1 protein-coding gene is annotated in these 827 nt (G+C 71.0%); it reads right to left on the bottom strand.

The window, feature by feature from the left end:
* Positions 1-827: beta-ketoacyl synthase N-terminal-like domain-containing protein (locus tag ACTWQR_RS55875; RefSeq protein WP_443235036.1), on the bottom strand; the 827-nt coding region annotated here is incomplete at both ends.

Genomic DNA, 827 nt, shown 5'->3' on the forward strand with positions numbered 1-827 from the left:
GGTGCCTGTTCGAGGATGACGTGGGTGTTGGTGCCACTGATCCCGAACGAGGAGACACCCGCACGCCGCGGCCGCCCCCGCTCCGGCCAAGCCGCCTGCTCACGCAGCAGCTCCACCCCACAACCCGCCCACTCCACATGCGACGACGGCCTCTCCACATGCAAAGTCCTCGGCAGCACACCCTTTCCCAGCGCCATCACCGTCTTGATCACACCACCCACCCCGGCCGCCGCCTGCGCATGCCCGATGTTCGACTTCAACGAACCCAGCAACAACGGCACCTCACGCCCCCGCCCATACGCCGCGATCAACGCCTGCGCCTCAATCGGATCCCCCAGCCGCGTCCCCGTCCCATGCGCCTCAACCGCATCGACATCCCCCGGCCCCAGACCCGCATCGGCCAACGCCCGCGCAATCACCTCCTCCTGCGCCCGCCCACTCGGAGCCGTCAACCCATTCGACGCACCGTCCTGATTCACCGCCGACCCCGCCACCACCGCCAACACCCGATGCCCCGCACCCCGCGCCCGCGACAACCGCTCCACCACGAGGACGCCCACGCCTTCGGCCCAGCCGGTGCCGCTCGCGTCGGCACCGAACGCACGGCACCGGCCGTCCGCCGACAAGCCCCGCTGCCGGGAGAACTCCACGAACATGCCTGGTGACGCCATGACGGCGACGCCTCCGGCCAGCGCCGTCGAGCACTCCCCCGACCGCACCGCACGCACCGCGAGATCCAACGCCACCAACGACGACGAACACGCCGTGTCCACCGTCAGCGCCGGCCCCCGCAACCCCAGCACGTACGCGATCCGCCCCGACGCCAC

Origin of the sequence: Streptomyces sp. 2A115, from assembly GCF_052245575.1 — a bacterium.
Taxonomy (GTDB): Bacteria; Actinomycetota; Actinomycetes; order Streptomycetales; family Streptomycetaceae; genus Streptomyces.